This window comes from Mycobacterium simiae (assembly GCF_008370645.1).
GTDB classification, from domain to species: Bacteria; Actinomycetota; Actinomycetes; order Mycobacteriales; family Mycobacteriaceae; genus Mycobacterium; species Mycobacterium simiae_A.
Genome location: NZ_VTZN01000327.1, coordinates 1 through 2,482 on the forward strand (window position 1 = coordinate 1; position 2,482 = coordinate 2,482).

Genomic DNA, 2,482 nt, shown 5'->3' on the forward strand with positions numbered 1-2,482 from the left:
TGGCGGTGAGCACTCACAAGCTGGCCCACCGCTTAGACGGCCACGGCCTGACCGTCGTCGACATCGGCGACGCGCTGAGCGGCGCCCTGTCCAGCACCGGGCTGCCGTTCCCGGCCGCTGACAACATCGCCTACCTCATCTACACCTCGGGAAGCACCGGCGTGCCCAAGGGCGTCGCCATCAGCCACCGCAACGTCACCGAACTAGTTTCTGCATCAACCTCTTTCACGCCGACTGCTGGACAGACCGTAACCCAGTGGCACTCGTACGGCTTCGACGTCTCGGTATGGGAAATCTGGGGTGCGCTGCTAACCGGTGCGCGGCTCGTCGTGGTGCCCGAGGCGGTCTCGCGCTCGCCGGAGGACCTGCATGCCCTGTTGGTTGCCGAAAGCGTCGACGTGCTGTGCCACACTCCTTCGGCTGCGGGCAGTCTGGCGCCCGAGGGACTGGAGTCCACGACACTGCTGGTCGCCGGTGAGGCCTGCCCCACTGAGTTGGTCGACCGCTATGCGCCCGGACGAGTGATCAATGCTTACGGCCCAACGGAAACGACGATTTATGTAACGATGAGTGCGCCGCTGGTGGCAGGTTCGGGGGTGGCACCGATCGGTGCGCCGGTTCCGGGGGCCGGGTTGTTCGTGCTGGACCCGTGGTTACGTTTAGTGCCGCCCGGTGTCGCCGGTGAACTGTACGTTGCCGGCGGTGGGGTGGGCTGCGGCTATTGGCGACGCCCGGCCTTGACCGGATCACGCTTCGTCGCTTGCCCATTCGGTACGCCGGGAGCGCGGATGTACCGCACCGGGGACCTGGTGCGCTGGGGTGCCGATGGTCAGCTGGTCTATCTGGGACGTACCGACGAGCAGGTCAAGATTCGTGGGTACCGTATCGAGCCCGGTGAAGTGGCTTCGGTGCTGTCCCAGCTCGACGGCGTGGACCGGGCGGTGGTCATTGCTCGTGAAGACCGCCCCGGCGACAAGCGCCTGATCGGCTATATCACCGGCAGCGCGGACGTCACCGGGATCCGCACCCTGCTGGCCGAGCGGCTGCCCAAGTACATGGTGCCCGCAGCCGTCGTCGCACTCGACGAATTGCCGTTGACGCTCAACGGAAAGCTGGACGTTCGCGCCTTGCCCGCTCCGCAATACGGTGACGCCGAGACGTACCGTGCCCCGGCCAACGCCGTCGAAGAGGTGTTGGCCGGCATCTACGCCGAAGTTCTCGGTCTCGGCCGGGTCGGTGTCGACGAGTCCTTCTTCGACCTGGGCGGCGACAGTATTTCGGCAATTCAGGTGGTGGCGCGGGCCCGCGCTGCCGGTGTGGTGTGCCGGCCGCGTGATCTGTTCACCGAACAATCCGTTGCCGGGGTCGCCCGGGTCGCCACCACCGCCGATGCCGGCGACGGCCTCGAAGCCGATGACGCGAACGGCGCGTATCAGGTGCCGCTAACACCGGTCATCCGTTGGCTGGAAAGCCTCGAAGGCCTCGGCGGCCCGGTGGATCAGTTCAATCAAGCGACGCTGTTGCAGGCGCCCGCAGGGGTCAGTGACCACGACGTGGTGGTGTTGCTGCAGGCGCTGGTGAATCGCCATGCCACCCTGCGCATGCGGGTTACCGACGACGGCGCCGGTGGTTGGTCGCTGTCGGTGTCCGAACCCGGCACCGTGAACGTGGCCGACCGCGTGCACTCCGTGGCCGAGCTGACCGAGGAGGCGCTGGCGCAGGCCCGCGCCCGGCTGGATCCTCGCGCCGGAGTGCTGCTCAGTGCGCTGTGGTCGGCGCCTTCTGCTCAGCTGGTACTCGTCATCCATCACCTGGCCGTCGACGCGGTGTCCTGGCGGATTTTGCTGGACGACCTCAACAGTGCCTGGCAGCAGCACCGCGCCGGCCAGCGGGTGACGTTCTCGACCCGGGGTACTTCGTTCGGCCGCTGGGCTTCGGTGCTGGCCGAGCACGCCCGGCACGACGTGGCCATCGAACAGGCCGGCGCCTGGAAGCAGGTGGTGTCGGCGCCGGCGGTGTTGCCCGCGGTGGAGCCGGCAGCGGATACCTTTGCCACCGCCTCGTACCTGTCGACCGTCCTGGATGTCGACACCACCCGCATGTTGCTGGGCGAGGTGTCGTCGGCGTTCCAGGCCGGGGTGCAAGACATCCTGTTGATCGCCTTCGGGCTGGCGTGGACGGAGTTCCTGGGTACCGGAACGACCCCGATCGGCATCGACGTGGAGGGCCACGGGCGCAACGAGGAACTAGCGCCCGGCATCGACCTGTCGCACACCGTAGGTTGGTTCACCAGCAAGTACCCGGTGGCGCTGGCCGCGGGTGGGCTGGCCTGGCAGCAGGTCACCGCCGGCGATGCGGCCCTGGGAGCGGCCGTCAAGGACGCCAAGGAGCAACTGCGAGCTCTTCCCGATGGTCTCACCTACGGTTTGCTACGTTATCTCAACGCCGAGGTGGGCCTCACCGGTGGTGACCCGGCGATCGG

At 67.4% G+C, this 2,482-nt stretch carries 1 protein-coding gene; it reads left to right on the top strand.

All coding sequences use genetic code 11. The features are described from left to right. Positions 1 to 2,482, top strand: a 2,482-nt coding sequence (locus F0Q45_RS25400; RefSeq protein ID WP_149656506.1) for a non-ribosomal peptide synthetase, incomplete at both ends; no start/stop codon positions are given.